The sequence below is a fragment of the Amycolatopsis cynarae genome (assembly GCF_026802195.1).
GTDB lineage: Bacteria > Actinomycetota > Actinomycetes > Mycobacteriales > Pseudonocardiaceae > Amycolatopsis_E > Amycolatopsis_E rhizosphaerae.
Genome location: NZ_CP113836.1, coordinates 5,729,052 through 5,751,597, shown reverse-complemented (window position 1 = coordinate 5,751,597; position 22,546 = coordinate 5,729,052). Strand labels below are relative to the sequence as shown.

The window sequence follows — 22,546 nt, the reverse complement described above, 5'->3', positions numbered from 1 at the left end:
GCCGGTCGCCGTCACGGTTCACGGGTCCGCATGTCGGCGCTGTGCTGCGGCCCATCGTAGGGGCTGGTGCCGTTGTTCGGCTGCCGGAAGTCGAGGGCACGCACGTCATCGATGAGGGACGCGAGACCACCACCGCGGCCACGACGGCGCTGCTGCGACCAGTCCGTGGTCCGCACCTTCTGCTGCAATCCATCCAGCAGAGAGGACGTGGTGTGCGGCTGCCCGCTCTTGCCCTTCTGCCACACGATCCGGCCGCCGGACCGCATCGCTTTGGCCAGCACCGCCAACCCCTCCACCACCATGCCCGCGCCGAGCGTGAACATCAGCCCGGTGCTGGTCGCGTGCTCCGCCTTTGGGTCCACCAAGCCGAGTGTCACGCTCCCGAGGAGCTTGATCGCGAGGTTGACCGCCCAGAGCACCACGGTGGTCACTGTGTAGCGCATGAAGACCACACCGTTGCGCTCGAACACCCGGATACTGGCACCGCGCAACAGACCGAACGCGAGGCTGATCGCGGTCATGCCAACCAGGAAGCCGATCGACACCGGTGACAGTGTGACCTTGGTCAGGTCCAGGATGCCAACCCCGGTGAGCACGACCGGGACGAGCAAGATGCGCCGACCCTCCGCCGGTTCCCCGATCAGCCGGCGAGTCAGCACATAACCGATCGCGGCGATGATCAGGATCACCTCAACAGGACCACTCACCAGTCCCACCTCCCAGCTGTCAACACCTCGTCTGAACGTGTACAACGCTAGGAATTCAGGCCGTCCCCGTCTTCGGTCAGCGACCGTATCCTGGGTGGAGATACCTCTCCACCCAAGACCATCGCGACCGGCCTCGATGACCCGGGCGCGCCGCGCCTGCCGGTACCGCGGGCTGACTTTCGGCATCGCGGCGCGCTCCTGGGCGGGCCGGGGTCAGGTCCGGCCGGACAGTCCTGCCCGGACCAGCAGGTCGTCGAGGACCACTTCCGGTGTGGGCATCGACCGTATCGCCGCCGCCCCGGCCTGAGCCGCGGTTCGATAGCGGGGCTCGGCGAGCACCGTACGCACCGCCGGACCGGCTTCGGCCGGGTCGTCGATGGCCAGGCCGAGCCCGGCGGCGGTCACCCGCTGGGCGTTCCACGGCTGGTCGGCCAGCACCGGCCGCAGCACCATCGGCAGCCCCGCACTCAGCGTGGCCTGCACCGTGCCCATCCCACCGGTGCCGACCACCGCGTCGACCCGGGGCAGCAACCCGGCCAGCGGCACGAACCCGATCTCACGCACCCGCGGATGCCGCGGCAACGTGCCCGGCTCGATGGTGACCACAACCTCGAACCCGGCGTCGGCCACCGAACCGGCCAAGCCGGTCAGCAGATCGGGGTCCCGCACCGAAGTACCAGCGCTGACCAACACCAGCGGACCGGACGGGAGGTCGGCAACCGCGCCGCCGTTATGCACCGCGGGCCGCATCGGCAGCCGGTCGTCCGGCAGCGGCGGGTCGGTAGGCGAGCGCAGCACGTCGGGCAGCGGATCGACCAGCGCGACCCGATGCCGTGGCGGCAGGTCGCGGATGGTGTGCTGGGCCCGCGCCCGGGCCTGCAGGGCAGCGGACAACTCCCCAGGGACGGGCGCGGCGATCGCATGGGCCGCCCAGGGCTGCTCCAGCGCGGCGGCAACCAGCGGCCCGACGAAGTCGAACTCCTCGCAGACCAGCAGGTTCGGCGCGAATCCACGGGCCCGGTCGAGAGCTTCGGCGTAGCCGAGATCGATCCGGGCGCCCGCGAAGTTCTCCACGGCCGCGGCACCGGGATGGCGCGCGTCCCCGCCGCTGGTGCGGCGCTCGACCTCGATCAGCAGCTCGTCGACGCCCGGACCGGCGGGCAGCAGCGTGCGGCCCGCGAGATAGCCGACCATGTCCGCGGCGGTCAGGAAGGCCACCTCGTGTCCCGCCTCGGCGGCCGCGTCGGCCAGCGGGAGCAGCGGCAGCAGGTGACCGGGGGCCGGCACCGCGCTGAACAGGATCCTCATGCGCCGACGACTCGCAACACGTAGCTGAGCCGGTCGTTCACACCGCGGCCAGCAGGCGGCACCGGCTCGTCCAGCAGGGATGACGCCCGGACCCATAGGTCCTCGATGGCTCGGCGTACAACGGGGCGAGGTCGAGCACGGTGGGGCCGTGCGAACGGCAGTCGCGGCAGATCGGCGGTTTCTGGGGCGGGCATCAGGGGTCCTTTCCGGTCATGGAAAAAGGGAAACCGCGCCCGAGCTTAGGGACGTCGACCAGAGCCGGGTATCGGTCCGTTGTCGTATTCCGGGTGGAGATCCTTCTCCACCCGGAACGGCTGCACTTCCGGCGCGCGCCGGGCAAACCATGCCATGACCAATCATTGGGCGTGCCCAGCTGAGGTGCGGAGCGCTTCCACGAGCCACTGCATCCACTCCGTGTGCTTCCTGATACTTGGATCGCCGCCGTTGATCAAGGCCACCAGCATCCCGTAGCGCTGCGCGCGCGTGGCATTGGCAAGCTTGTCAGCGAGTTCGCGCCGGTAATTCGGTGTGTCCTGCGCTTCACGCGACGTCACGACGTGGCTGGTGTAGGCGTCGGCAAGAGCACGTCCGTGCCGCGGACTGTCGAGCTCCTCACCTACCTCGCACCAGAAATCGTCGATGAGGCGGTTGCGTTCTTCCTCGGACATTTGGGTGATCTTGGCCATGAGTCCCACCTTCTCAGCCGTGCTGTGTTGCTGAGCGACCGCCCCGTGCACCCCCAGTGCCTTTGGTCGATCCGTGTGTTGGCGTCAGGAACGAAGGGTGCGCAGGCCGGCGCGGATTTCGCCGACCAGGATCTCGGGCTGTTCCAAGGCCGCGAAGTGCCCGCCCTTGTCGGCCTCGCCGTAGTGGATCAGATTGCTGTAGGTGTCTTCGATCCAGCTTCGCGGCAGGCGTGGGATGTCCCTCGGGAAGACGGTCACCGCGACCGGAAGCGTCAGCTTCGGGCCGGCGAAAGTGAGCGATCTGTTCTCCCAGTAGATGCGGCCGGACGATGCTGCGCTGTTGGTGAACCAGTAGAGGGATATCGCGTCGAGCATGTCGTCGATGCTGAGGGTGTCCTCGGCGAGCCCGTGATTGTCGGTCTTGGACTGGAACTTCTCGTAGATCCAGGCTGCCTGACCAGCGGGAGAGTCCGCCAGGGCGAATCCGACAGTCTCCGGCTTCGTGCCCTGAAGGTGGTTCGACCCACCGAGTTCGCCGGTGTAGAGGGCGAGCGTATCCACGGCATGGCGCTGTTCGGGCGACAAGGAGTCGGGTATCTGCGCGGGAAAGGCGTACTGGGTGTTCAGATGAATTCCGAGAAGCCCCTCAGGTTGCATGGCCCCGAGAGCGGTGGTGACGACGGCGCCCCAATCGCCGCCTTGCGCGGCCCATCTCGTGTAGCCGAGACGCTTCATCAGCTCCACCCACGCGCTGGCGATGCGCGATACGGTCCACCCGGTCTCCGTGGGCTTCTGGGAGAACCCGAACCCGGGGAGCGACGGGACGACGACGTCGAAAGAATCGGCGGCGTCTCCTCCGAACGAAACCGGATCGGCCAGCGGGCCGATCAGCCTCAGGAATTCGACGATCGAGCCCGGCCATCCGTGCGTGAGTATCAGCGGCATAGCGTTGGGATTCTTGGACCTGACGTGGATGAAGTGGATGTCCAGCCCATCGATCTCGGTCAGGAATTGGGGGAAGCGATTGAGCTCGGACTCGAAGCGCCGCCAGTCGTAGCCGCGCTCCCAGTAGTCGACCAGAGCTCTGGCGTTCTCCACGCGAACCCCTTGCGACCAGTCGCCCACCGTTTCCGGATCCGGCCATCGAGTTCTGGCCAGTCGCTGCTTCACGTCGTCGATCACCGAATCCGGGATCGAGACGGTGAACGGGCGGACGAGGGCCGAGGTCGGCGCCGTCGGTGCGGTCATTGGCTTCTTCTCCAGAGCTTCGAAGCGCGGCGCAACTCTCCGTTGCACACTGGTGTGCAACCTACTTCATTGCACACCGATGTGCAACAATGGTGTCGTGCCTGCCGAGTCCTCCCGTGTGCGCTCGATGAACGAGACGCGCGATCGCATCCTCGACGTCGCCCTCGACGTGCTGGGAGGGAACCCCGACGCCGGAATGGGTGATATCGCCTCCGCTGCCGGTGTCGTCCGTCGTACCGTCTATGGCCATTTCCCCTCGCGCCTGGACCTGGTTCGGACACTCACGGAGCGGGCCGTCACCGAGATGACAGCCGTGCTCACCGAGGTCAACGCCTCCGGCGCGGAAGCGGACGCGTCGTGGGTCGACTTCGTCGCCCGAGTCTGGCCGGTGACACACCGGTACCGAGTGCTGTTGGCGCTGCGCCGTGGTGAGTACGGCGAGGCGATCCACAGCCTGCTCGGGCCGGTCGATGAGCTCCTCGCCGATCTCGTGAAACGGGGCCAGGACAGCGACGTGTTCGCACAGCACCTGCCGGCAGGCATTCTGAGCCAGCTTGCCTACGGCGCTGTGTTCGCCATCGCGGACAATGACCTGCCGAACGGGACCCTCGGCGCCCGAGCAGCGACGATCACGAGCCTGCTGGTGCTGGGAGTTCCCGAGACGCGCGCACTCGCTCTCGTGGGCGACCAGCCCTGACCCGAGGCACACGAACTCATTGCAAGACGCGATTGCCCTGGTTCGAAGAATTTCTGACGAGGTTCCGCGCTGTGGACGGCCTCCGTGAGGCCCTACACGCATTTCGGTCAGCAACGACGAGCGGGAGTGACCGACATGTTATTGATCGAGTCGCGGCCGGCAACCACGCGATGATGCAGGGCGTCTAGGTGATGTTCGGCCACGCCACAGGCGCGTCATCGGGATTTCATCGGTCAGCGTTAAGGTCGCACACGGTGAACAATTCCCGGCGCTCGTTCCGTGGACAGTACGAGGTCCGGTGAGTCCCCCAATGAGGACACCGTTCAACGGCATCACCCCTCCCGAGGGCTTCCCGGGCCAGGGACGGCTCCGCGCCGGTCAGGGCTCAACACCGATCCGGTCACCGAGCAGTCGCTGGCGAGCGTGCCGCGCGGTGAGGCGGCCGACGCGGACGCCGCGGTCAAGGTCGCCCGCAAGGCCTTCACCGATCCCGCCTGGGCGGACGTAGTGGACAGGCAGTCCGTTTCGCAACGCCGCAATACCCGCCACCACCCAGCACGCAGGATCCGGCGCCGGTGGGTCTGGTCGTCGGCGAGCCCGACGCCGCGGCCAATGAGCCACACTCATGGCATGGGTTGAAAAACGCGGAGACGGCTACCGCGTCCGCTACCGCCTCGATGGCGGAAGCATCTACACCGAAAACGGATACGACACCCAAGGCGAAGCCGACACCGGTTCACCGGCCCCTGGCCGACAAAAGCGTCCAGGACATCCTCGGCGAACTGGCCGGGTTGCAGTGGAAACGCACTCACCTCGCCACCATTCCGAGACGTGCGGGCTGCGGTCTTCCTGCTGTCATCGGGTAGTCGATAATGGGCAACTGACCGGCCAAGGCGCGACGTGGTCCTGTCCCGAACCGTAGGAAAGGCCGGAGGATCATCCGCCGTTGTCGGTACCGGCGATCCGGTGGCCGATCGTGGCCAACTGCGCGACCTGTGCCTTGGTGAGCCGGTCGAACACCAGGCGCCGCACCTCGTTGACGTGCCCGGGTGCGCTTGCTGCCACTTTTTCCCAGCCTGGCTCGGTCAGTGTCACCAGTACGCACCGGCCGTCCCCGGGGTCGGTGTGGCGGCTGACCCAACCGCGTTTTTCCAATCGGCTGACTACCTGGGAGAGGCGAGGCAGCGCCGCTCCCGCGGCGGCGGCGAGTTCACTCATCCGCATCGTGCGGTCCGGGGCGTCGGAGAGGCCGGACATCACGATGTACTCGAAGTGCGTGATGCCTGAGTCGCGCAGGATCTGCGAGTTCAGGGCGGGTAGCAGGCGTGTCAGCACGCTTGTCAGGGCAGTCCACGCCTCCTTCTCCTGCTGGTTCAGCCAGTTCGGTTCGGTGCCCGCCATGTCTGAAGCTTACCCGACCTACTTCACGCGTGAACAAAACTTTGCGGAATTGCTTGCGTCATGAAGTGTTCTCGTCCTACCTTTGGTTCATGCGTGAAGTTTCGTGGCGTGTCCGAGGACGGTGACGCGTCGCCTGAGCCGAGCCGTCTCAGCAGTTCACGGGAATGGGGGTTTTCGATGAGGATCTACGCTTTGGAAGAGCACATGGCGACCACCGAGGTGGTGGAGGCTTGGAAGCGGCAGGATCCAGGGTTCAGTGAGCCGATGATGCAGTGGGCGGTCGCCAGCGACATCACGCCGGCGCTGCTGGATCTCGACGAGGGTCGTCTCGCCGCCATGGATGACGCTGGGATCGATGTGGCGGTGTTGTCCGTGTCGACGCCGGGTCTGCAGAACTTGCCCGCGGCCGAGGCGAGGGCGTTGCAGAAGCCCACGAACGACGCCATCGCCGCTGCCGTGCGGCGCCACCCCGAGCGGTTTCAGGGCTTCGCCACGCTCGCGACGCCCGCTCCGGCAGCGGCCGCTGCCGAGCTGCAGCGCGCGGTCGTCGAACTGGGGCTCAACGGGGTGATGGTCAACGCGCGCTCTGGTGATCGTGGTGTGGACGCGATCGAGTTCTGGGACATCTACGAGGCGGCCGCACACCTGCGCGCGCCCATTTATCTCCACCCGCGCGCTCCGCTGCCGGTGATCAACCAGGCGTACTACGGTGGGTTCGGCGGCTCCGTGAACGACTTGCTGGCGACCGGAGCCATCGGCTGGCACTACGACGCCGGGTTGACCCTCGTGCGGATGATCACGGCGGGGTTGTTCGACCGTTTCCCCGATCTCCAGGTGATCCTCGGCCACTGGGGCGAGGTCGTCCTGTTCTACCTCGACCGCATCGCCGTGCTGGACGGAGTCACTCACCTTCAGCGCCCGGTCGCGGAGTACTTCCGTTCGAACGTCTACATCACACCCGGTGGTATCTCCAGTCACAAGTACCTGCGGTGGAGCGCGGAGACCGTGGGGGCAGAGCGTGTCATGTACGCCTCCGACTACCCGTTCAACCGGGAGCGCGACGGCTCCGCGCGGCGCTTCCTCGAGACAGCACCGATCAGCGCCACCGAACGCGAGGGCCTCGCCTCCCACAACTGGGAAACGATCGTCGCGGGCATCCGACGCTGACGACTCGCCAGTCCCTTGCTCGCCCGGAATCCCAACTGTCCTCATTGGACCCGATGGCCTCCACCCCGTCGAGTAAGTTCAAGCGAAGGAGAAAAACGCTCATGAGCGAGCCCGAGACCAGGCTGCAGGTCGTGTTCGCGGATCTGCGCCGCGCCATCGAGGACGTCATCCTCAAGCACCAGGTCACCATGGAGGAGTTGTTGGCCGCGATCGGGTGGATCCAGCAGGTCGCCGATGCCGGCGAATTGCAGCTCGCCACCATCCTGTTCGCGAAAGCCGCGCTGAAAGGCACCGAGGGCGCCACCTACGCCCACCCGGAAAAGGACGGCGCGAGTTACTGGGAGATGGAAGGCCCCGCCCACCTGCCCGGCGCCCCGCTGCTGGACAGCCCCGCCGTGTTGCCGATGCGCCCCGACGAACCCGGTGAGCCCCTCATCGTGTCCGGAACCGTCCGGTCGACCACGGGCGAGCCGCTTCCCGGTGCGGTCCTCGACATTTGGCAGATCGATGCCAACAACGTCTACTCCGGCCTGACCGGCGCCGATTTCGGTATCGGGGGCATCGAGCCGGACATCTCCAACGACGCCACCGGCATCCCCACCTACAACCTCCGGGCCAGGGTCCTCGCCGACGGCGACGGGCACTACGAGTTCCGCACCGTCATGCCCGGCATCGAATCCTTCGGCTTCACGCCGGACAGCCCGCTCACCGCCCTCACCGAGGCGCTGCGGCTACCGGGCGACCGGCCCTTGCACATTCACTCCATCGTCTCCGCCGACGGATTCCTGCCACTGACCACCCAGATCTACTTCGACGGCGATCCCCTCGTCAACGGCGTTATCGAAGGCGCCATCCCCGCTGCCGCGGTCAAGACCACCACGCTGCACGACAACAGTGATTTCCGGGAGGGTTTGCCCGCGCTTGCGCTGCTGTATCGCGCCGCTGAGATGATCGGCAGAAATCCCAATCTTGAATTCTTCGCGATCGACGAATTCTCGGATGGTCGTGCGCACAGCTTGGTCGACTTTCTGCGGCGCCCGCCGGAAGACAAGACTATCGAGGCGATGCACTACGAGGAAGGTGACGACAAAAACGGCTTCAGGTTTCTCGGCAATTGGTGATGTTCACCACTGGCGGGGTGAACCTGACGCCAGGAATCCACTGATCGTGGCGTGTAGGTCAGTGTCGGTTACGGAGTTCTTGCGACTGTCGGCGTCGAACGTTGCCGATTCCTGTTGACCGAGTGGATCGATCGCACGAGCTTGCTCAACCGGACTATGTGAGTTCCGCGCGCAGCGTCCGCTGGACACTCACGCACGTGATCGAGGAGATCGACGAGTTCAGGCGGGCTGTCCGTGAGCGAGCGCGGGCCGGATTGAGCGTCGGCGGGCGAGAGGAATGAGAGACCAACGTGCGGAATGCGACCAGAGGGTGGATCGCCGTTCTTGCGTCGATTGCGGTGCTTGCGCAGTTTGTATTGACATTCGCGCTGGTGCTGGCGTACCTTGATTGCCCGGAACACCCGCAACGCGGTTCTGGTGGGCAGTGGATTTGTTTTCATGCTGTACATCCAGGTGTGGTCATCGGCGTGTGCACCGATGGCGGTACTGCTGTCTACCAGGATGAGGTCGCCTCTGCTCGGCTTTTTCTCCGGGTGAGCGTGGCCGCAATTGCAGTCGATATAGCCATAGGACTTTGGGTTTGGCTTGCGATCCGCTATCGACGACGTGCACGGCCTCGGGCAGGGTTGAGTCGACCGTGAGGCTGACGCCCTGCTCGCGTCCTCGCCCGGCCGACGTTCCTGCGCCCCTTGGGGCCACGGACCGAACCGGCGCCATGAACGGCCCGCCCGTCGCTCGACGACGGGCGGGCCGTTCATGGCGCTACGGATGTTTCGTCGCCGCTCGTGGTGACATCCACATGCCCGCTTTCGGCGGGTCACTCCTTGTCGCACAGCGCGGCGTCGAGGACGTCGACCCGGGTCGGCTTGTTGCCGTCGGCGAAGGTGTTGGTGACGACGGCGGCGTGCCGGCCGTCGTCGGTGGCCATGGTCGCCGACGAGTAGCCGGTGGACAGGTCACCGAGGAGCCCCCAGGCTTGCCCGCCGCAGCTCAGGTCGTGGGCCCACAAGCCGAGACCGTAGTACTCAAGACCGGGCGCACCGGTGGCCACCGTCTTGCGCATCTCGGCGAGGCTGGCGGGGGAGACGACTTTGCCGTTCAGGAGATCCTGGTCGAACGCGGCGAGGTCGGACAAGGTGGAGACCAGGGCACCCGCGGTGCTCCAGTACGACGGCTCGGCGATGCCGCTGCCCCAGTCGCCGAAAGTGGTGTCCAGCCACAGGTAGAAGGGGCCGGAGGTGCCGCCACGGTAGCCGTGGACGTACGCCCCGGGCAGTGACTTGTCACCGGGTGCCGGGAGACTGGTCTGGCTCAGGCCGAGGGGCCGGATGATCCGGTCCGTGATCGCGTCACGGGCGGGCATGCTGGTGATCTGCTCGATGAGCAGCCCCGCGATGTAGTAGTTGATGTTGGAGTAGTTCCAGACGGGGTCGGACTTGGGCGGGTTGGCGGCCAGCCCGGCACGGATCAGTTCCCGAAGGTCGTAGGTGCCGTCCGAGGCGGCGCTGGCATTGGAGTAGCCGTTGACCCCGCTGGTCTGCTGGAGAATCTGCCGGACGGTGATGCGGTTGCCGTCGTACCCGTTGCCGTCGACCACGCCCGGCAGGTAGCGCTCGATCGGCGAGTCCAGCGCCACCTTGCCCTCATCGACCAACTGCAGCACCACCGCCGCGGTGAACGTCTTGGTCTGGCTGGCGGCCCGGAAGGCGTCGTTCGGGCCGATGAACTGGTTGGTGTTGACCACCTTGGGCCCGACGTGCAGGTCCCAGCTGTGGCTCGCGTCGCCGGCGTGGACGGCGGCTCCCGGACCGGTGTGCGCCTGGTAGCCCTCCAGCACCGTCTGGACACCCGCGTGGTCGGCGGCCTGCGCCGCGACCGCCGACCCCGGCGCGCCCACCGTGGCGGCGACAGCGATGGCGCCGAGCGCCACCCCCAACCGCCGCATCCCGATCCTTGCCATTTCACTTTCCCCCATCGTCATCGCGCACCCGCGCAGCCGAACTGTCGTCGACACGTTAGGTATCGTCGATGAAATCCCCATGACACGGCGAAAAGCAGCCGTGCCGGGTCAAACGACGGGGGAGCCGCTTACAGTACACTTTGGACATCGCTTGGCGGTGTTCGTTGTCCGTTCGTCAGACGACCGCGTTGATGGCCGATTCGGCGACCTTGTTGTTATCGGTCCTACGTCCGCCGGAGACGGCGATGCCGCCGACGATGTGACCGTCGACCACGATCTCGGGCCCCGCCGAAGGGGATCAGGCGTGCGACGCCCCTCAATTCTGACCGTTCTGGCCTTCGTCGCCGTGGCGCGGTGCCCGGTGATCGTCCGGGCTGTAGGAGCTTGTAGCGGAGATCGCGGTGTTTCGCACCTGGTCAGGACCGGGTGCCCAGGGCGCGGTAGACGGCGGTGGTGTAGGCGGCGGCCCGAGGCGAGCCGAGGATGTCAGGCCCCATGTTGTTCATCACGTAGCTGATCGTGACGCGCCGGTCGAGGTCCATGATCGCCATCGAACCGCCCCAGCCGCCCCAGAGCGCGATGCGCCCCTGCGGGATCCACGGGAGGGTCCGCCGATCGGGCAGCGCGTACCCGATGCCCCACCGCACATGCAGTCCGTTGACGAGGTCCGTGCCGTTGGTCTGTTCGTCGAAGATGAGCCCGATGGTGCCGGGTTTGAGGAGCTGCCCGTTGGCGGAGGCGCCGGAGCGGGCTATGGGAGCCAGGATTTCGGCCAGCGCCAACGCGTTGCCGTGCCCGTTGGCGGCCCCCAGCTCCGCCGCCCGCCACGACGCGGTGTTGGCCGCGGTGGCGCTGAACGCTGGGCCGGTGAAAGTCTTGTAGGCGACGGTGTCCCGGCCCAGCGTCGAGGGATCGAAATTGATCGGAGGGGTGAGGACCTCCGCGAGCCGGTCGGTATCGGCGTTACCCAAGCCGATCTGGAATTCCGCGCCCAGTGGCGCGGCGATGTACTGGTGCGAGAACTCGCGCAACGACAGACCGGTCAGGCGGTGCACGAGCTCGCCGATCAGGTGCCCGTAGTTGAGCACGTGGTAGCCGGACGCCGTGCCAGGGCGCCACCAGGGCGCCTGAGCGGCCATCCGGGCGGCGGCGGCGCGCACGTCGTACAGGTCCTCGAGCCGAGCGGGGTGGTCCAGGCCGGACACGCCCGAGCTGTGTGACAACAGGTGCCGCACCTCGACCTTCTCCTTGCCGTTCGCGGCGAATTCCGGCCAGTAGCGGGCAACGGGCGCGTGGACGTCCAGTTCGCCGGCATCGACGAGGAGCAGGGCGGCCAGGCTGGTCACGGTCTTCGTGATGGACCAGACGTTGGTGATGGTGTCGCGCAGCCAAGGTTGAGTGCGGGCCGCATCACGATGGCCACCCCACAGATCCACCACCCGGTCGCCGTCGAGATCGACGACCAGTGACAGGCCCACCTCGGCGCCCGCGCGCAGTTGCGCGGCCACGGCGTCGCGGACGGGTTCGAAGGGGGCGCTGACGGTTCCGTTCAATTCGGTCATGCCCACAGCCTTGAACCTTGACACATACGTTAAGGTCAAGTGTTAGTGTTGCGCTGTGCGTATCGGTGAACTGGCCGTGCGAGCGGGTGCCTCGGCACGCCAGGTGCGCTTCTACGAAGCGAAGGGGTTGATCACCTCGACGCGCGGGCCCAACAACTACCGCGACTACGACGAGACGGCCCTGGGGCGCGTTCAGCAGATCCGTGAACTGCTGAACGCGGGCCTCTCGACAGAGGTGATCCGCGCGGTCCTGCCGTGCCTGGCCACCCCACGCGACCCGATCGTTTTCCGAGGCGTCACAGCCACAACAGTGGCGACGCTCGAACGCGAGCGTGACAGGCTGACCGAGCGCATCGACATCCTGACCCGCAACCGGGACGCGGTCGCCGCCTACCTGACCGAGCTGCAGCAGCACGCGAACTGAATCTCGGCAGCGAAAATTCCCCGCGGCCTTGTATCCGCTGTTTTTCACTCGGAACGAGTCGGCGATCGAGAAGCAGCTGAGCCGCCGACGGCGCCCATAGGCGCGGCGGGTAGTTGCACCGTGACGCGGAGCCCGCCTTCGGGGCGGGGGGTGAGGGTGAGGGTTCCGTCGTGTGCTCGGGCGATGCTTGTGACGATGGCCAGACCGAGGCCGACCCCCGCGTGGTCGGTGCGTATGCGTTCGGAGCCGCGCTGAAACGGCTCGACGAGCGTGGAAAGCAGTTGCGGGGCAAGCTTGTTGCCGGTGTTCTCGACGGTGAGGGCCACGGCACCGGGGTGAACGATGCTCGTCGTGACCCACACGGTGCCCTTTTCGGGCAGGTTGTGGACGATCGCGTTGTGCACGAGGTTCGTCGTCATCTGCAGCAGGAGCGTGTGCGAGCCGGTGGCGGGGGTCTCCTCGCCGGAGGTTTCTATGGTGAGGCCGCGCTTTTCCGCGAGGGGGAGCAGCGTTTCGGTGGCTTCTTCCGCTATGAGGGACAGGTCGAGGTGTTCTCGGCTGAAGGACCGTTGGTCGGCGCGGCTGAGCACGAGCAGTGCTTCGGTGAGCTCGATCGCGCGGGTGTTGACGGCGTGGAGGCGGGCGACGAGTTCTCCGGTGTCGCGGTCCGGATCGTTGCGGGCCACGTCGAGAAGCGTCTGCGTGATCGCCAGTGGCGTGCGCAGTTCGTGGGAGGCGTTGGCCGCGAATCTCTGCTGTTCGGCGGCGTGCGCTTCGAGCCGCGCGAGCATGGCGTCGAAAGCGTCGGCGAGTTCACGGAACTCGTCTCCGCGCCCCGGTAGCCGGATACGGTGGGAGAGCGATCCGTTCGCGGCCATGCGTGTGGCGGTCGTGATGCGCTTCAGCGGGGTGAGCATGCGCCCGGCGAGAATCCACCCCCCGGCGAGACCGAACACCAGCAGGAACGCCCACGCTGCGGCTATCTTCGGAGCGAAAGCGCGCAGGAGGTCGGACCGGCTGGGAATATTGGGACCGGGGAGCCGGCCGGGAGCAAAAAGACCGGGGAACCGGCCGGAGACGAAAGGGCCGGGGATGGTGATCGGATCCGAGGGCACATAGCGCAGCAGGAACACCCAAACGACAGCGAGCAGCAGGGCACCGGCAAGCATGAGGAGCCCGACGTAGCTGAGGGTGAGTTTGAGGCGAACGCTCAAACCGGGCTCCCTAACCACGATCCCCGCCCCCGTCCGGTGCCGGGTGCTCGATGCGGTATCCGACGCCAGGCACGGTGGCGATGATCCAGGGTTCACCGAGGCGTTTGCGCAGTCCCGAGACCGTGATGCGCACGGCGTTGGTGAACGGGTCGGCGTTCTCGTCCCACGCCCGCTCCAGCAGCTTCTCGGCGCTGACGACACCGCCTTCCGCGGCGACGAGGACTTCGAGCACGGCGAACTGTTTCCGGGTGAGCGCGACGTAGCGGCCGTCACGGTGGACCTCGCGGCGGAACGGATCCAACCGCAGGCCCGCGATCTCGCGCACGGGTGGTCTGTTGTGGGCGCGCCTGCGGTCGAGTGCTCTGAGCCGGAGCACGAGTTCTCGGAGTTCGAAGGGTTTCGTGAGGTAGTCGTCGGCGCCGAGTTCGAACCCGGATTCCTTGTCGTCGAGCCGGTCGGCGGCGGTGAGCATGAGGATCGGCATGCCGCTGCCGGAGGCGACGATGCGTTTGGCGATCTCGTCGCCGGAGGGGCCGGGGATATCGCGGTCGAGGACGGCGATGTCGTAGGCGTTGATGCTCAACAGTTCCAGCGCGGTGTCACCGTCACCGGCGACGTCGGCGGCGATCGCCTCCAGGCGGAGGCCATCACGGATGGCTTCCGCCAGATAGGGTTCGTCCTCGACGATCAACACACGCATGATCTCGATGCTACGAGCCGGAGAATATCGTTGGCATATCGGAAACCGCATACGAGCCGGCAACACCGCGCTGCCTTGACTGGAGGCATGACCTGTCGCGAACCTGCACCAAGGGCAGCTCGCCGTGTCCGATCGGCCATTTTCGCTGCCCTTTCGCGCGCTTACCACTCGCTGGCGTCGTCGGCCCATTATGGTGGATTGGGCAAGGCTGATGGCGTTGTCCCCTACCCTGTGACGGTCTTCGACGAAGTTCCGGCGGTGGCCAATCTCGATCCCGATCTGCTCGCTGCCCTGCGCCGGGCTGCCCGTGATGCCAGGGACGACGGGGTCGAGTTCTTCGTCAACAGTGGCTGGCGTTCCCGGGAATACCAGGAACATCTGCGCCGTGAGGCCGTGTCGAAGTACGGCTCGGAGAGGGAAGCCGCCCGATGGGTGGCCACCGTGGACACATCCGCTCACGTGGCGGGGCACGCGGTCGACATCGGGCCCTCCGGCGCCAGGGCGTGGCTTTCCGAGCACGGCGCCCGGTACGGGCTGTGCCAGATCTACCGCAACGAACCCTGGCACTACGAACTGCGCCCCGAAGCCATCGACGACGGCTGCCCGCCCCTGTATGCCGACCCAACGCACGATCCGAGGATGCAGTGGTGACCAGCACACTCGGCATATCCCGGCCCGGATGTGCCGGCCTGCTACCGCCCACGCTGCAGACGATCCCCGAGTCGATCGGCAAGAACATCGCGATCGCGCGGACGCGGACCCGTTCCCGGATCATGGCCGTGGTCAAGGCGGACGGGTACGGGCACGGCGCCATCACGGTCGCACGGGCCGCAATCGCCGCCGGAGCGGATTGGCTCGGCACGACGGACCTCGCCGAGGCTTCGAGGTTGCGTGCGGCAGGGCTCACCGCGCCGATCCTGACGTGGTTGAATCCGTCCGGTGTCGACGCCGAGGCCGCGGCGACCGGCAGGATCGACATCGCGGTCGGATCGGTCGACGAACTGGAAGCGTTGCTCAAGCAGAGCTCGCCCACTGCCCTGCGGGTCCACTTGCACCTGGACACCGGCATGGCACGGGAAGGCTGCCCGGTACCCGAGTGGGACGCGCTGATCGCGGGCGCACGGCAAGGGGAGCGGCAGGGGAAGGTCCGCGTCGTTGGCCTCATGGGGCATCTGCCGTTGGCCGACCGAGCCGATCCCGAGGCGAACGCCCCGGCGGTGTCGCGCCTGCGCCAGGCCGGAAACGCGGTCACAGCGGCGGGGCTCGAGGTCCCGCTCACCCACCTGGCCGCCACCTCGGGAACGCTGACCGACCCGGCCACCCACTTCGGAATGGTCCGCCTCGGGGCCGGGCTGGTCGGCATCGATCCCTCCGAGACCACCGAACTGCACGGCGCGTCTCGGCTGACCGCGCCGGTTGTGCACAGCGCGACCGTCGAGGCGGGGACGCCGGTCGGCTACGGCGGTACCTACGTCACCGGCACGTCGGCCAACCTCAGCGTGCTGCCCCTCGGGTATGCCGATGGAATCCCGCGGGAGATCTCCCCGGACGCCTCGGTGGAGATCCACGGACGACGCCACCGGGTGGTCGGACGTGTCTCGATGGACCAGATCGTCATCGACACCGGCGCCGACCACGTTCCGCTCGGCACGACCGCGACCGTGTTCGGCCCACCGGACGGGATCGCGCCGACCATCCGCGACTGGGCCCGCTGGGCCGGGACCATTCCCCACACCATCGTCACCGGCATCGGACCACGAGTGAACAGGACAATCGCATGACGCAGCACGTTTTGGTCATCGGGGGCGGACAGAACGCCGAACACGAGGTCTCCCTGAACACCGCCGCCGCCATCACGGGTGCGCTGCGCTCCCGCGGGTTCGAGGTCAGCGGCATTTCCATCGGCCGCGACGGGCTGTGGAGCCACGGGCAGAAACCGCTCGGGACAAGCGTTTCCGCTTCCTTGGCCGCGGCGCTGCCGCTCCTCGAACAAGCGGATGTGGTCTTCCCCGCGGTTCACGGTCCCCTCGGGGAGGACGGGACGCTCGCGGCGCTGTGCGCTCTCATCCGGAAACCCGTGGTCGGCTCCGGCCTGCGGGCCGGGGCGGTCGGTATGGACAAGGAGGTGACCAAGCTCGTCGCCGAAGCCATCGGGATACGCGTCGCCCCGGGACGTCTGGTACGTGCGACCGAGATCGGAGACATCGAATTCAAGACCGAGGTCGTCGTCAAACCAGTCTCCGCCGGGTCCAGCTACGGCGTCACCCTCGTCCGGGACGCCAGCGGACTGGACGAGGCGTTACGCACGGCATCGCGCTACGACGACCGGATTCTCGTCGAGCACGTCGTCCACGGCCGGGAGATCGATGTCGCGGTTCTCCGGGAGGCCGACGGCAGCCGCTGGGCCGCACCCCCGCTGGAGATCCACGCCGACGGCTTGTTCGACACGGCCACGAAGTACAACGGAACCGCCCGGTTCACGGTGCCCGCCGACCTCGGCAGCACGGACCGAGCGGCCATCGCACAGGCCGCACTGGCCATGTTCGACGCACTCGGCTGCTCGGGGGTCGCCCGCATGGACTTCTTCCTCACCGAGGACGGCCCCGTCCTGAACGAGGTCAACACGATGCCGGGAATGACCGCCGAGTCCCAGGTACCACGCATGTTCGCGGCCGCAGGAGTGTCCTATGTGGAACTCGTCGCCCGCCTGGTGGACGCCGCGACGGTGCCGACAGCGATGCTCCTTGCGTAACGCTTACAAGGGGCGGTAGACGGCTTTGGCTTCCCGGAAGGCCGCGCGCGCTTCGCGGCGGCGACGGAGTTTGGTCAGCACGTCGCCGAGGTTGTTCAACGCGCGGGCGAGTTCGTACCGGTGGCCGCCGATCTCGGCGGCCGCCAGCCGCCGGAGAATGTCGACGGCTTCCTGTGCCGGGGCGAGAGCGTCGGCGTGCCGCCCCAGCTGCGTCAGGAACCAGCCGAGGTTGTTCACCGCCAGCGCGAGCCTGGGGAGAAGGACCGGGTCGCCCGCCGCCAGTGGGCGAAGGATGTCGGCGGCTTCCCGGGTCGGCTCGACGGCTTCGGCGACCCGGCCCAGACTTTCCAGCGTGTCACCGAGGTTGGTCAGCGATCCGGCGAGCCCGGACAGGAACCGGCCAGGGGCGGCCGAACGCAGCCGGCGGTAGCAGCGTACCGATTCCGCGTAAGCCTCGGCCGCGTCGGCGGTGCGGCCCAGCCTCGAGTACACGAGACCGAGGTTGTGGCGGCACCGCGCGGCGGGAAGGAGATAGGTCCGGGGGTCCGTCTCGGCCTGCTTGCCCGCGAGGTCGGCGGCCTGCCGCACGAACGCCAGAGCCTCTTCGGGACGGTCGGCCGCCAAGAGTTCGGCCCCGGCGTCGCTGAGCTTCTGCAGGTAGGCGAGCGTGCCCGGATCCGGTGCGGGCCCGGCCTCGGGTGCCGCCGCGCGTACCGGCTGGCCGTCCTCCATTCCGGTGAAACCGAAACGACCCAGTCCCGCGGCGAGGTGACGGGTCAACCCCTGATCCAGGGCCGCAATCCGGCGATACAGGTCGGTGGCCTCCTGGCGGCACCGCTGGGCCTCGCCGTCGTGGCCGGACTTGGCCAGCAGGGGGGCGTACACGAGCAGTGCCGCGTAGTAGTCCGTCAGCTGCGTGGCCGTCGCGTCGGTCCCGACCCGACGGCGATACAGGCCGATTGCCTCCTCGATGGCCGACAGCGCCTCGTCATCGCTGCCCGACTCGTCCAGTGCGATGCCCAGGTAAACCAGGGCGTCGGCGACGGCGAAGTCGCGATCCTGCCCTGGGACGTCCTTTCGGCGCAGGTCGACGGCTTCTCGTAGCGCGGCCAGTGCGTCGCCACGATTGCCCAGCACCGCCAGGTGGTTTCCGAGCTGAGCCAATGCGGTGGCCAGGCGTGGTACGTAGGTTTTCCCGTCGACGAGGGCGAGGGTGCGGTACAACTCGACCGCGCTTCGGGCGGCGGTCGACGCCTCGGCCCGGCGATGGGGGATGGCGCCGAGTACTCCGCCAAGCAACTCCGAGGCCAAGGCGAGGCCGGGCAAGTAGCCAGCGGCGTCGGCGCGGCACAGCCGCCGGTAGAGGTCGACGCTCTCCCGGAGGGCGGGGAGCGCTTCGTCCACCCGGTCGCTGGTCTGCAGCAGGACGGCGAGCTCGACCAATGCCCCCGCGAGGGCGCCGCGATCGCCGGGCCGGTCGGACCGCGCAAGCCTCCGGCGATACCGCTCGACCTGTTCTTCGGCGTCGATCAACGCCCGATTCGTGTCGCTCTTCGTCACTGGTCTGAATTCCCGTCACAGGGCAGCACCGCGCGCGGTGTGGTGCGGTTCGGTGAAGTCGATTCCGGCGAGCCGCTCGGCCGTGGTGTCGTGGTGGCGGCTCGGCCGATGCGCTCTCACGGTAACAGCGACGCGGGCGAGAAGGCCGTGGCTGGCGCGAACCGGTCATGTGCCGCCCGCCACTGGCCTCCTCCGTCGCGGCTCTGGCACTCTCTCGTAGACACGGACAGGCTTGACTTTGCGTGAGACGGGCAGCACCGACGACGAGGCAGGGAGCCGATGAGATGTGCCTGCGGCCATGAGCCGAGTGCGCACGGGGACGGTGGCTGCCAGGTCATCCTCGGCGAGGAGCGGGGTTACGGGCTGGAAGCGTCGGACTCGTTCATCTCGACCACCTGGTGCCCCTGCAACCGAAGCTACGACGAGTTCAGGGACTACGCCGCGTCGCGGCTACCGGCCGTCGCGGGACTGCCGTCGATGCCCAAGCGCATGGCACGTGAGTACCCGGAGAACCATCCGGCCCGGGCCGCACTGGAACACCTGGACGGCCTGATGCGCGAAGGCGGGGCCCGCCGAAGTCCTCAAGGGACGGACGGCGTCGAGGACCACCGCCGCGGCTGGCTGGAGATTCTCGACCGCGAAGACACGGACGCGGCCTCCTGTGTCCGGCACGTGCTGGGCCGGTTCCAGGGCCGGGAGCTGTTTCCCTTCCACAGTGCCCGGGATCTCGATCCCGCCCGACGGCCGGCAGCCGAATGGAGCCGTCGGTTGCACCGGCATCCCAGAACCGCCGCCGTCGAACTGGTCGAGCCAACGGCCGGAGTCGCCGAGATCCTCATCGATCCCCAGACGCGTGCCCCGGTCGTCAGAACCGGGAACGGTCTGCTGCGCACCGTGCTGCCCCGGCGGCTCCCGTCCGGCAGCCCGCTGGCGGAGCTGATCCTGGACCAGGTGCTGTGGGTACGCACCGGGGACGACAAGCTTTACCTTGCCCCCCAACAGTTTTCCCGGTCCGAGCGGACCAGCCCGGAGGTCTACCACCGTCGGCTCGCCTGGCTGATCGAGGTTCTCCTCACGGACATCGCGGCCGACGCTGCCGGCGTTCAGGACCGCGGTGAAGCTGCGCCGGGGTTGCTTCGGCTGGCGACGCTGCCCTGGCCGGAAGGCACCGTGCTCCCGCGTTCCGCACTGGAAGCCGCCCGCGCCGGGGGCTGAGCGTGCGAAGTCCGGGCCTGGAGAAAGGGCAGGACCTGTGCGGCGACCCGACCCGCGCTTTGCGTCCCACGCTCGTGCGCTTGTGTCCCACCCTCGTGCGCGCGATTTCCACGTTCGGTCAGGGTGAGCAGGGCACCATTGCCGGTGGCCGTCGCGGCAGGATCCGGCCAACCCGGCTTCTGCGCCGAACAGACGTCCGCCGTTGGGCTAGCGTCTCGAAAGTGGACCGGTGGAGAGCGCGAGTTGCGATCACGTTGCTTGTCGTTGCGGTGTTTCCGGTTCTCGTCGGTGTCTGGCTGGCGCCGTGGGCAGTGCGCAGCGCGCGGGGCGGTGGGGACGGCGGTGCGTTCACCACGCAGCATTGTGATCGGGCGTCACCGCTTACTTGGCGTTGCACGGGGGAGTTCGGGGCCAGTGACCCCATGGCGTGCGAGGGCGAGACGGGTTGTCCTCTGTGGAACCCCGTCGTGCTGGACGCGCCGAAGTGCCGGACACCTGGTGAGATTGTGTGGTCGGTCAGGCCGTTTGGGAACACCAGCCAGGTTGTGTCGCCTTGGGGGTGGCACGAGAAATACCTCATCCCTTTCGGCATCTTCGCCGGACTCGCCTGCTATCTCGCCGCGGTGGCGGCCGCGGTCCGGCGCAGGTTCGGTGTGCCGGCGATCGTCTCGACGGGTGGGAGCCTCGCGCTGCTGGTTCCGGTCACCCTATGGCTGCTGATCTGACCAGGGGGCGCTGACGCTATCTGTCTATTGAGGACGTTCGCCGGTCACCCGCCCGACCGGGGTCACCACGGTACGGTCCGGCCGAAACGATCCAGGTACTCCAGACCGGGCTTCCCCAGTCTCGACAGCAGAACATCCACCACCAGCGGGACGGTCTCGTCGATGGTGAATGGCGCACCGGGCCCGCCCAAGTCCGTGCGGATCCAGCCGGGCGCCATGAGTACGAACGCGCGCCGTGTCTCGGCCTGCCGGACCGAGAAGCTGCGCATGAACATGTTCAGTGCTGCTTTGCTGCCCCGGTAGACCTCGCGCAATGCGGTTGTGTTGTTCGTGATGCTGCCCTGCCCGGAGGACATCGCCCCGATGAGTCCGGTCGCGGGCACGAGGTCTTCGAGCGTTTCGATGACGCGCATGGGACTGAGCGCGTTGGTGACCATCACCTCGACGAAGTCGGCGGTCGGCACGGCGCCGATCGGCGTCTGCTCGTTGTTCGCGGTTCCCGCGTTGACGAACAGCACGTCGAGTTCCCGTTGCGCGAGCCGCTCGTGCAGGGGCGCCAACTGAGCGGGTTCGTTGATGTCGAGAAACTCGACCGAGACGCGTCCGTCGGAGCGGTCCGCCAGTTCGTGCAAGGGCGTCCGGGCGGCGGTGTCCCGGACCGTGCCGATGACGTTCCATCCTCTGCCGAAGAATTCGGCCGCCATCGCGTGACCGAGACCGCGCGACGCCCCGACGATGAGGGCGGTCGGCGTGTGCCGGTCCGCGTCAGTTGATGACACTTCGCGCCATCCCCCTTCTTCGAATTTCACCCTGAGCGCGCGAGGGAACCGCCACGAGTGGCGCCCCAGGCACGCGCCCTGCTGATGCCTCCGAGTCTTTCCGCTGCGCCGCCTTCCGGCCACGTTCAGGAGGCCGATTTGTAGGATTGCCCCCATGGCAGGCGCGTATTTGAGTGAATCCGCCACTGTGGAGGCCGAGGATGTGCGTCTCATTCGCGCACTCCAGGTCGCTCCGCGGGCGTCGTTCGCCTCGATCGCGGTCGCGCTCGGCCTCACCGAAGGTGCCGTCAGCCGCCGTTACCGTCGGCTGCGTGCCGAGGGCGTCCTCCGCGTCGCGGGCATCGTCGATACCGGCGCGCTGGGGCAGAGCCGATGGCTGGTGCGCCTGCGCTGCCGCCCGGGCAGCGTTGCGGCGATCGCCGACGCCCTCGCGCAGCGCGACGATGTCATCTGGGTGGCCCTCGGCGCCGCGGGCTCCGAAATCACCTGCTGGGTCCGGTCGCGGTCGCGAGAACAGCGTGATGACCTACTCGGTCGGCGGCTTCCGCGCACCGCGGCGGTCATCGACGTCAACGCGTCCGCGATGCTCCGCCAGTTCATCGGAGGGCGCGGCCACTATTGGGCCGCGCTCCGCGGCACGCTGACTCCGCAGCAGGAGTCGATGCTCGGGAACGACGGGGCCCCTTTCACCGAATCCCCGGTGGTCGTTCGCGATCCGGTGCGGCTCACCCCCGAGGACGAACGGATGCTCGACCTTCTCGCCGCGGACGGTCGTGCCAGTCTCGTCGAACTCGCCGCCGCGGCGGGCCTCACCCCTGGCCGCGCCTCACGTCGCCTGCAAGCCCTGCTCCTGCGCCGCGTCGTCCACATCGATGTCGAGATCGCCGCGGCGGCACTGGGTTTTCACGCGCGGGCCAACCTCTGGCTCCGCGTGCACCCGTCGGCGGTCAAGAGCGTCGGACGCACCCTGGCACAGGAACCCGAAATAGCCTTCGCCGCGGCCGTCTCCGGGCCCTACAACATCCATGCCGTCGCGCACTGCCGGGATCTCGACGAACTGTTCGAATTCACTTCGGACCGCATCGGGTCCTTGTCCGGCCTCCAGAGCATGGAGGTTTCTCCGCTGGCCCAGCAGATCAAGCAGGCCGGTACGCTCGTATCCGGCGACCGCCTCGTCGATCCGGCAAGCACCCGCCCGGACCTTCGGCCCGCGCTTCGCATTCACCGGGGGCGTCCGGAACACGAGCGAGGGTGAGGGGGCCCGCTCGCGGCAGCATCCGACGGGGAAGTCGGCGCTGTTCGTGGCGGGGTCGTGCCCTC

General features: G+C 67.7%; 22 protein-coding genes. 11 read left to right on the top strand and 11 right to left on the bottom strand.

Features of this window, described 5'->3' with window-relative positions; genetic code table 11:
• Window positions 1-11: 11 nt before the first annotated feature.
• The 4 genes from ORV05_RS27585 to ORV05_RS27570 all read right to left on the bottom strand — a co-directional run bounded on the left by ORV05_RS27585 (window position 12) and on the right by ORV05_RS27570 (window position 3,949).
• A complete protein-coding gene (locus ORV05_RS27585) occupies window positions 12-707 on the bottom strand; it encodes a DUF1453 domain-containing protein (RefSeq protein ID WP_268754916.1) in 696 nt (231 codons plus the stop codon).
• A gap of 213 nt (window positions 708-920) precedes the next feature.
• Complete coding sequence (locus tag ORV05_RS27580) at window positions 921-2,015, bottom strand: glycosyltransferase (protein WP_268754915.1); 1,095 nt, start codon at window positions 2,013-2,015, stop codon at window positions 921-923.
• Window positions 2,016-2,371: 356 nt separating this feature from the next.
• Window positions 2,372-2,701 (bottom strand): hypothetical protein, encoded by a 330-nt coding sequence (locus tag ORV05_RS27575; protein ID WP_268754914.1) that lies wholly within the window; start codon window positions 2,699-2,701, stop codon window positions 2,372-2,374.
• 84 nt (window positions 2,702-2,785) lie between these two features.
• Window positions 2,786-3,949, bottom strand: a complete 1,164-nt coding sequence (locus ORV05_RS27570; RefSeq protein WP_268754913.1) for an epoxide hydrolase family protein — start codon at window positions 3,947-3,949, stop codon at window positions 2,786-2,788.
• Window positions 3,950-4,046: 97 nt separating this feature from the next.
• Between ORV05_RS27570 and ORV05_RS27565 the strand changes: the two genes are divergently transcribed.
• Entirely contained in the window at window positions 4,047-4,646 is a 600-nt protein-coding gene (locus ORV05_RS27565) for a TetR/AcrR family transcriptional regulator (RefSeq protein WP_268754912.1), read from the top strand.
• 575 nt (window positions 4,647-5,221) lie between these two features.
• Window positions 5,222-5,512, top strand: coding sequence for a hypothetical protein (locus tag ORV05_RS27560; RefSeq protein WP_268754911.1), 291 nt, complete (start codon window positions 5,222-5,224; stop codon window positions 5,510-5,512).
• 70 nt (window positions 5,513-5,582) lie between these two features.
• Here ORV05_RS27560 and ORV05_RS27555 read toward each other — a convergent pair whose 3' ends face one another.
• The gene (locus ORV05_RS27555; RefSeq protein WP_268754910.1) at window positions 5,583-6,047 is read right to left on the bottom strand and encodes a MarR family winged helix-turn-helix transcriptional regulator; all 465 of its coding nucleotides are present in this window, start codon (window positions 6,045-6,047) and stop codon (window positions 5,583-5,585) included.
• A gap of 204 nt (window positions 6,048-6,251) precedes the next feature.
• Here ORV05_RS27555 and ORV05_RS27550 point away from each other — a divergent pair, with 204 nt between their 5' ends.
• Together ORV05_RS27550 and ORV05_RS27545 are read left to right on the top strand one after the other, a co-directional pair.
• A complete protein-coding gene (locus tag ORV05_RS27550) occupies window positions 6,252-7,214 on the top strand; it encodes an amidohydrolase family protein (RefSeq protein ID WP_268754909.1) in 963 nt (320 codons plus the stop codon).
• A 101-nt stretch (window positions 7,215-7,315) separates the two neighbouring features.
• Complete coding sequence (locus tag ORV05_RS27545; RefSeq protein WP_268754908.1) at window positions 7,316-8,335, top strand: dioxygenase family protein; 1,020 nt, start codon at window positions 7,316-7,318, stop codon at window positions 8,333-8,335.
• Window positions 8,336-9,152: 817 nt separating this feature from the next.
• On the opposite strand, the gene ORV05_RS27540 is transcribed toward ORV05_RS27545, so the two are convergent.
• Both ORV05_RS27540 and ORV05_RS27535 read right to left on the bottom strand, forming a co-directional pair.
• A complete protein-coding gene (locus ORV05_RS27540) occupies window positions 9,153-10,295 on the bottom strand; it encodes a serine hydrolase domain-containing protein (RefSeq protein ID WP_268754907.1) in 1,143 nt (380 codons plus the stop codon).
• A 416-nt stretch (window positions 10,296-10,711) separates the two neighbouring features.
• Complete coding sequence (locus ORV05_RS27535; protein ID WP_268754906.1) at window positions 10,712-11,857, bottom strand: serine hydrolase domain-containing protein; 1,146 nt, start codon at window positions 11,855-11,857, stop codon at window positions 10,712-10,714.
• 55 nt (window positions 11,858-11,912) lie between these two features.
• Between ORV05_RS27535 and ORV05_RS27530 the strand changes: the two genes are divergently transcribed.
• Window positions 11,913-12,281: a MerR family transcriptional regulator gene (locus tag ORV05_RS27530; protein WP_268754905.1), complete on the top strand. Its 369-nt coding sequence runs from the start codon at window positions 11,913-11,915 to the stop codon at window positions 12,279-12,281.
• A gap of 44 nt (window positions 12,282-12,325) precedes the next feature.
• On the opposite strand, the gene ORV05_RS27525 is transcribed toward ORV05_RS27530, so the two are convergent.
• Both ORV05_RS27525 and ORV05_RS27520 read right to left on the bottom strand, forming a co-directional pair.
• On the bottom strand, window positions 12,326-13,513 hold the full coding sequence (locus ORV05_RS27525) for a sensor histidine kinase (RefSeq protein WP_268754904.1): 1,188 nt from the start codon (window positions 13,511-13,513) through the stop codon (window positions 12,326-12,328).
• The gene (locus tag ORV05_RS27520; RefSeq protein ID WP_268754903.1) at window positions 13,506-14,195 is read right to left on the bottom strand and encodes a response regulator transcription factor; all 690 of its coding nucleotides are present in this window, start codon (window positions 14,193-14,195) and stop codon (window positions 13,506-13,508) included. The genes ORV05_RS27525 and ORV05_RS27520 overlap by 8 nt, the downstream gene beginning before the upstream one ends.
• A 258-nt stretch (window positions 14,196-14,453) precedes the next feature.
• Here ORV05_RS27520 and ORV05_RS27515 point away from each other — a divergent pair, with 258 nt between their 5' ends.
• From ORV05_RS27515 to ORV05_RS27505, 3 genes are read left to right on the top strand one after another with little or no spacing between them, the layout of a single operon-like run.
• Window positions 14,454-14,846 (top strand): D-alanyl-D-alanine carboxypeptidase family protein, encoded by a 393-nt coding sequence (locus ORV05_RS27515; protein ID WP_268754902.1) that lies wholly within the window; start codon window positions 14,454-14,456, stop codon window positions 14,844-14,846.
• Window positions 14,843-15,976, top strand: coding sequence for an alanine racemase (alr, locus tag ORV05_RS27510; RefSeq protein ID WP_268754901.1), 1,134 nt, complete (start codon window positions 14,843-14,845; stop codon window positions 15,974-15,976). The genes ORV05_RS27515 and alr overlap by 4 nt, the downstream gene beginning before the upstream one ends.
• On the top strand, window positions 15,973-16,947 hold the full coding sequence (locus tag ORV05_RS27505; RefSeq protein ID WP_268754900.1) for a D-alanine--D-alanine ligase family protein: 975 nt from the start codon (window positions 15,973-15,975) through the stop codon (window positions 16,945-16,947). The genes alr and ORV05_RS27505 overlap by 4 nt, the downstream gene beginning before the upstream one ends.
• 3 nt (window positions 16,948-16,950) lie before the next feature.
• Here ORV05_RS27505 and ORV05_RS27500 read toward each other — a convergent pair whose 3' ends face one another.
• A complete protein-coding gene (locus tag ORV05_RS27500) occupies window positions 16,951-18,507 on the bottom strand; it encodes a tetratricopeptide repeat protein (RefSeq protein WP_268754899.1) in 1,557 nt (518 codons plus the stop codon).
• Window positions 18,508-18,786: 279 nt separating this feature from the next.
• Here ORV05_RS27500 and ORV05_RS27495 point away from each other — a divergent pair, with 279 nt between their 5' ends.
• Window positions 18,787-19,722 (top strand): hypothetical protein, encoded by a 936-nt coding sequence (locus ORV05_RS27495; protein WP_268754898.1) that lies wholly within the window; start codon window positions 18,787-18,789, stop codon window positions 19,720-19,722.
• A gap of 467 nt (window positions 19,723-20,189) precedes the next feature.
• Window positions 20,190-20,447 carry a hypothetical protein gene (locus ORV05_RS27490; protein ID WP_268754897.1) on the top strand — a complete coding sequence of 86 codons (258 nt, stop codon included), beginning with the start codon at window positions 20,190-20,192 and terminating at the stop codon, window positions 20,445-20,447.
• Window positions 20,448-20,509: 62 nt separating this feature from the next.
• Here the strand turns inward: ORV05_RS27490 and ORV05_RS27485 are convergent, their stop codons facing one another.
• Window positions 20,510-21,226 (bottom strand): SDR family NAD(P)-dependent oxidoreductase, encoded by a 717-nt coding sequence (locus ORV05_RS27485; RefSeq protein ID WP_268754896.1) that lies wholly within the window; start codon window positions 21,224-21,226, stop codon window positions 20,510-20,512.
• A 154-nt stretch (window positions 21,227-21,380) separates the two neighbouring features.
• Between ORV05_RS27485 and ORV05_RS27480 the strand changes: the two genes are divergently transcribed.
• Window positions 21,381-22,481, top strand: coding sequence for an Lrp/AsnC family transcriptional regulator (locus ORV05_RS27480; protein WP_268754895.1), 1,101 nt, complete (start codon window positions 21,381-21,383; stop codon window positions 22,479-22,481).
• Window positions 22,482-22,546: the final 65 nt, after the last annotated feature.

Excerpts from the sequence above, each read along its gene's own strand:
- ORV05_RS27570 (WP_268754913.1), bottom strand. The coding sequence starts at position 3,949 with ATGACCGCACCGACGGCGCCGACCTCGGCCCTCGTCCGCCCGTTCACC.
- ORV05_RS27575 (WP_268754914.1), bottom strand. The coding sequence starts at position 2,701 with ATGGCCAAGATCACCCAAATGTCCGAGGAAGAACGCAACCGCCTCATC.
- ORV05_RS27555 (WP_268754910.1), bottom strand. The coding sequence starts at position 6,047 with ATGGCGGGCACCGAACCGAACTGGCTGAACCAGCAGGAGAAGGAGGCG.
- ORV05_RS27545 (WP_268754908.1), top strand. The coding sequence starts at position 7,316 with ATGAGCGAGCCCGAGACCAGGCTGCAGGTCGTGTTCGCGGATCTGCGC.
- ORV05_RS27480 (WP_268754895.1), top strand. The coding sequence starts at position 21,381 with ATGGCAGGCGCGTATTTGAGTGAATCCGCCACTGTGGAGGCCGAGGAT.
- ORV05_RS27520 (WP_268754903.1), bottom strand. The coding sequence starts at position 14,195 with ATGCGTGTGTTGATCGTCGAGGACGAACCCTATCTGGCGGAAGCCATC.
- ORV05_RS27535 (WP_268754906.1), bottom strand. The coding sequence starts at position 11,857 with ATGACCGAATTGAACGGAACCGTCAGCGCCCCCTTCGAACCCGTCCGC.
- ORV05_RS27505 (WP_268754900.1), top strand. The coding sequence starts at position 15,973 with ATGACGCAGCACGTTTTGGTCATCGGGGGCGGACAGAACGCCGAACAC.
- ORV05_RS27495 (WP_268754898.1), top strand. The coding sequence starts at position 18,787 with ATGAGATGTGCCTGCGGCCATGAGCCGAGTGCGCACGGGGACGGTGGC.
- ORV05_RS27540 (WP_268754907.1), bottom strand. The coding sequence starts at position 10,295 with ATGGCAAGGATCGGGATGCGGCGGTTGGGGGTGGCGCTCGGCGCCATC.
- ORV05_RS27550 (WP_268754909.1), top strand. The coding sequence starts at position 6,252 with ATGGCGACCACCGAGGTGGTGGAGGCTTGGAAGCGGCAGGATCCAGGG.
- ORV05_RS27580 (WP_268754915.1), bottom strand. The coding sequence starts at position 2,015 with ATGAGGATCCTGTTCAGCGCGGTGCCGGCCCCCGGTCACCTGCTGCCG.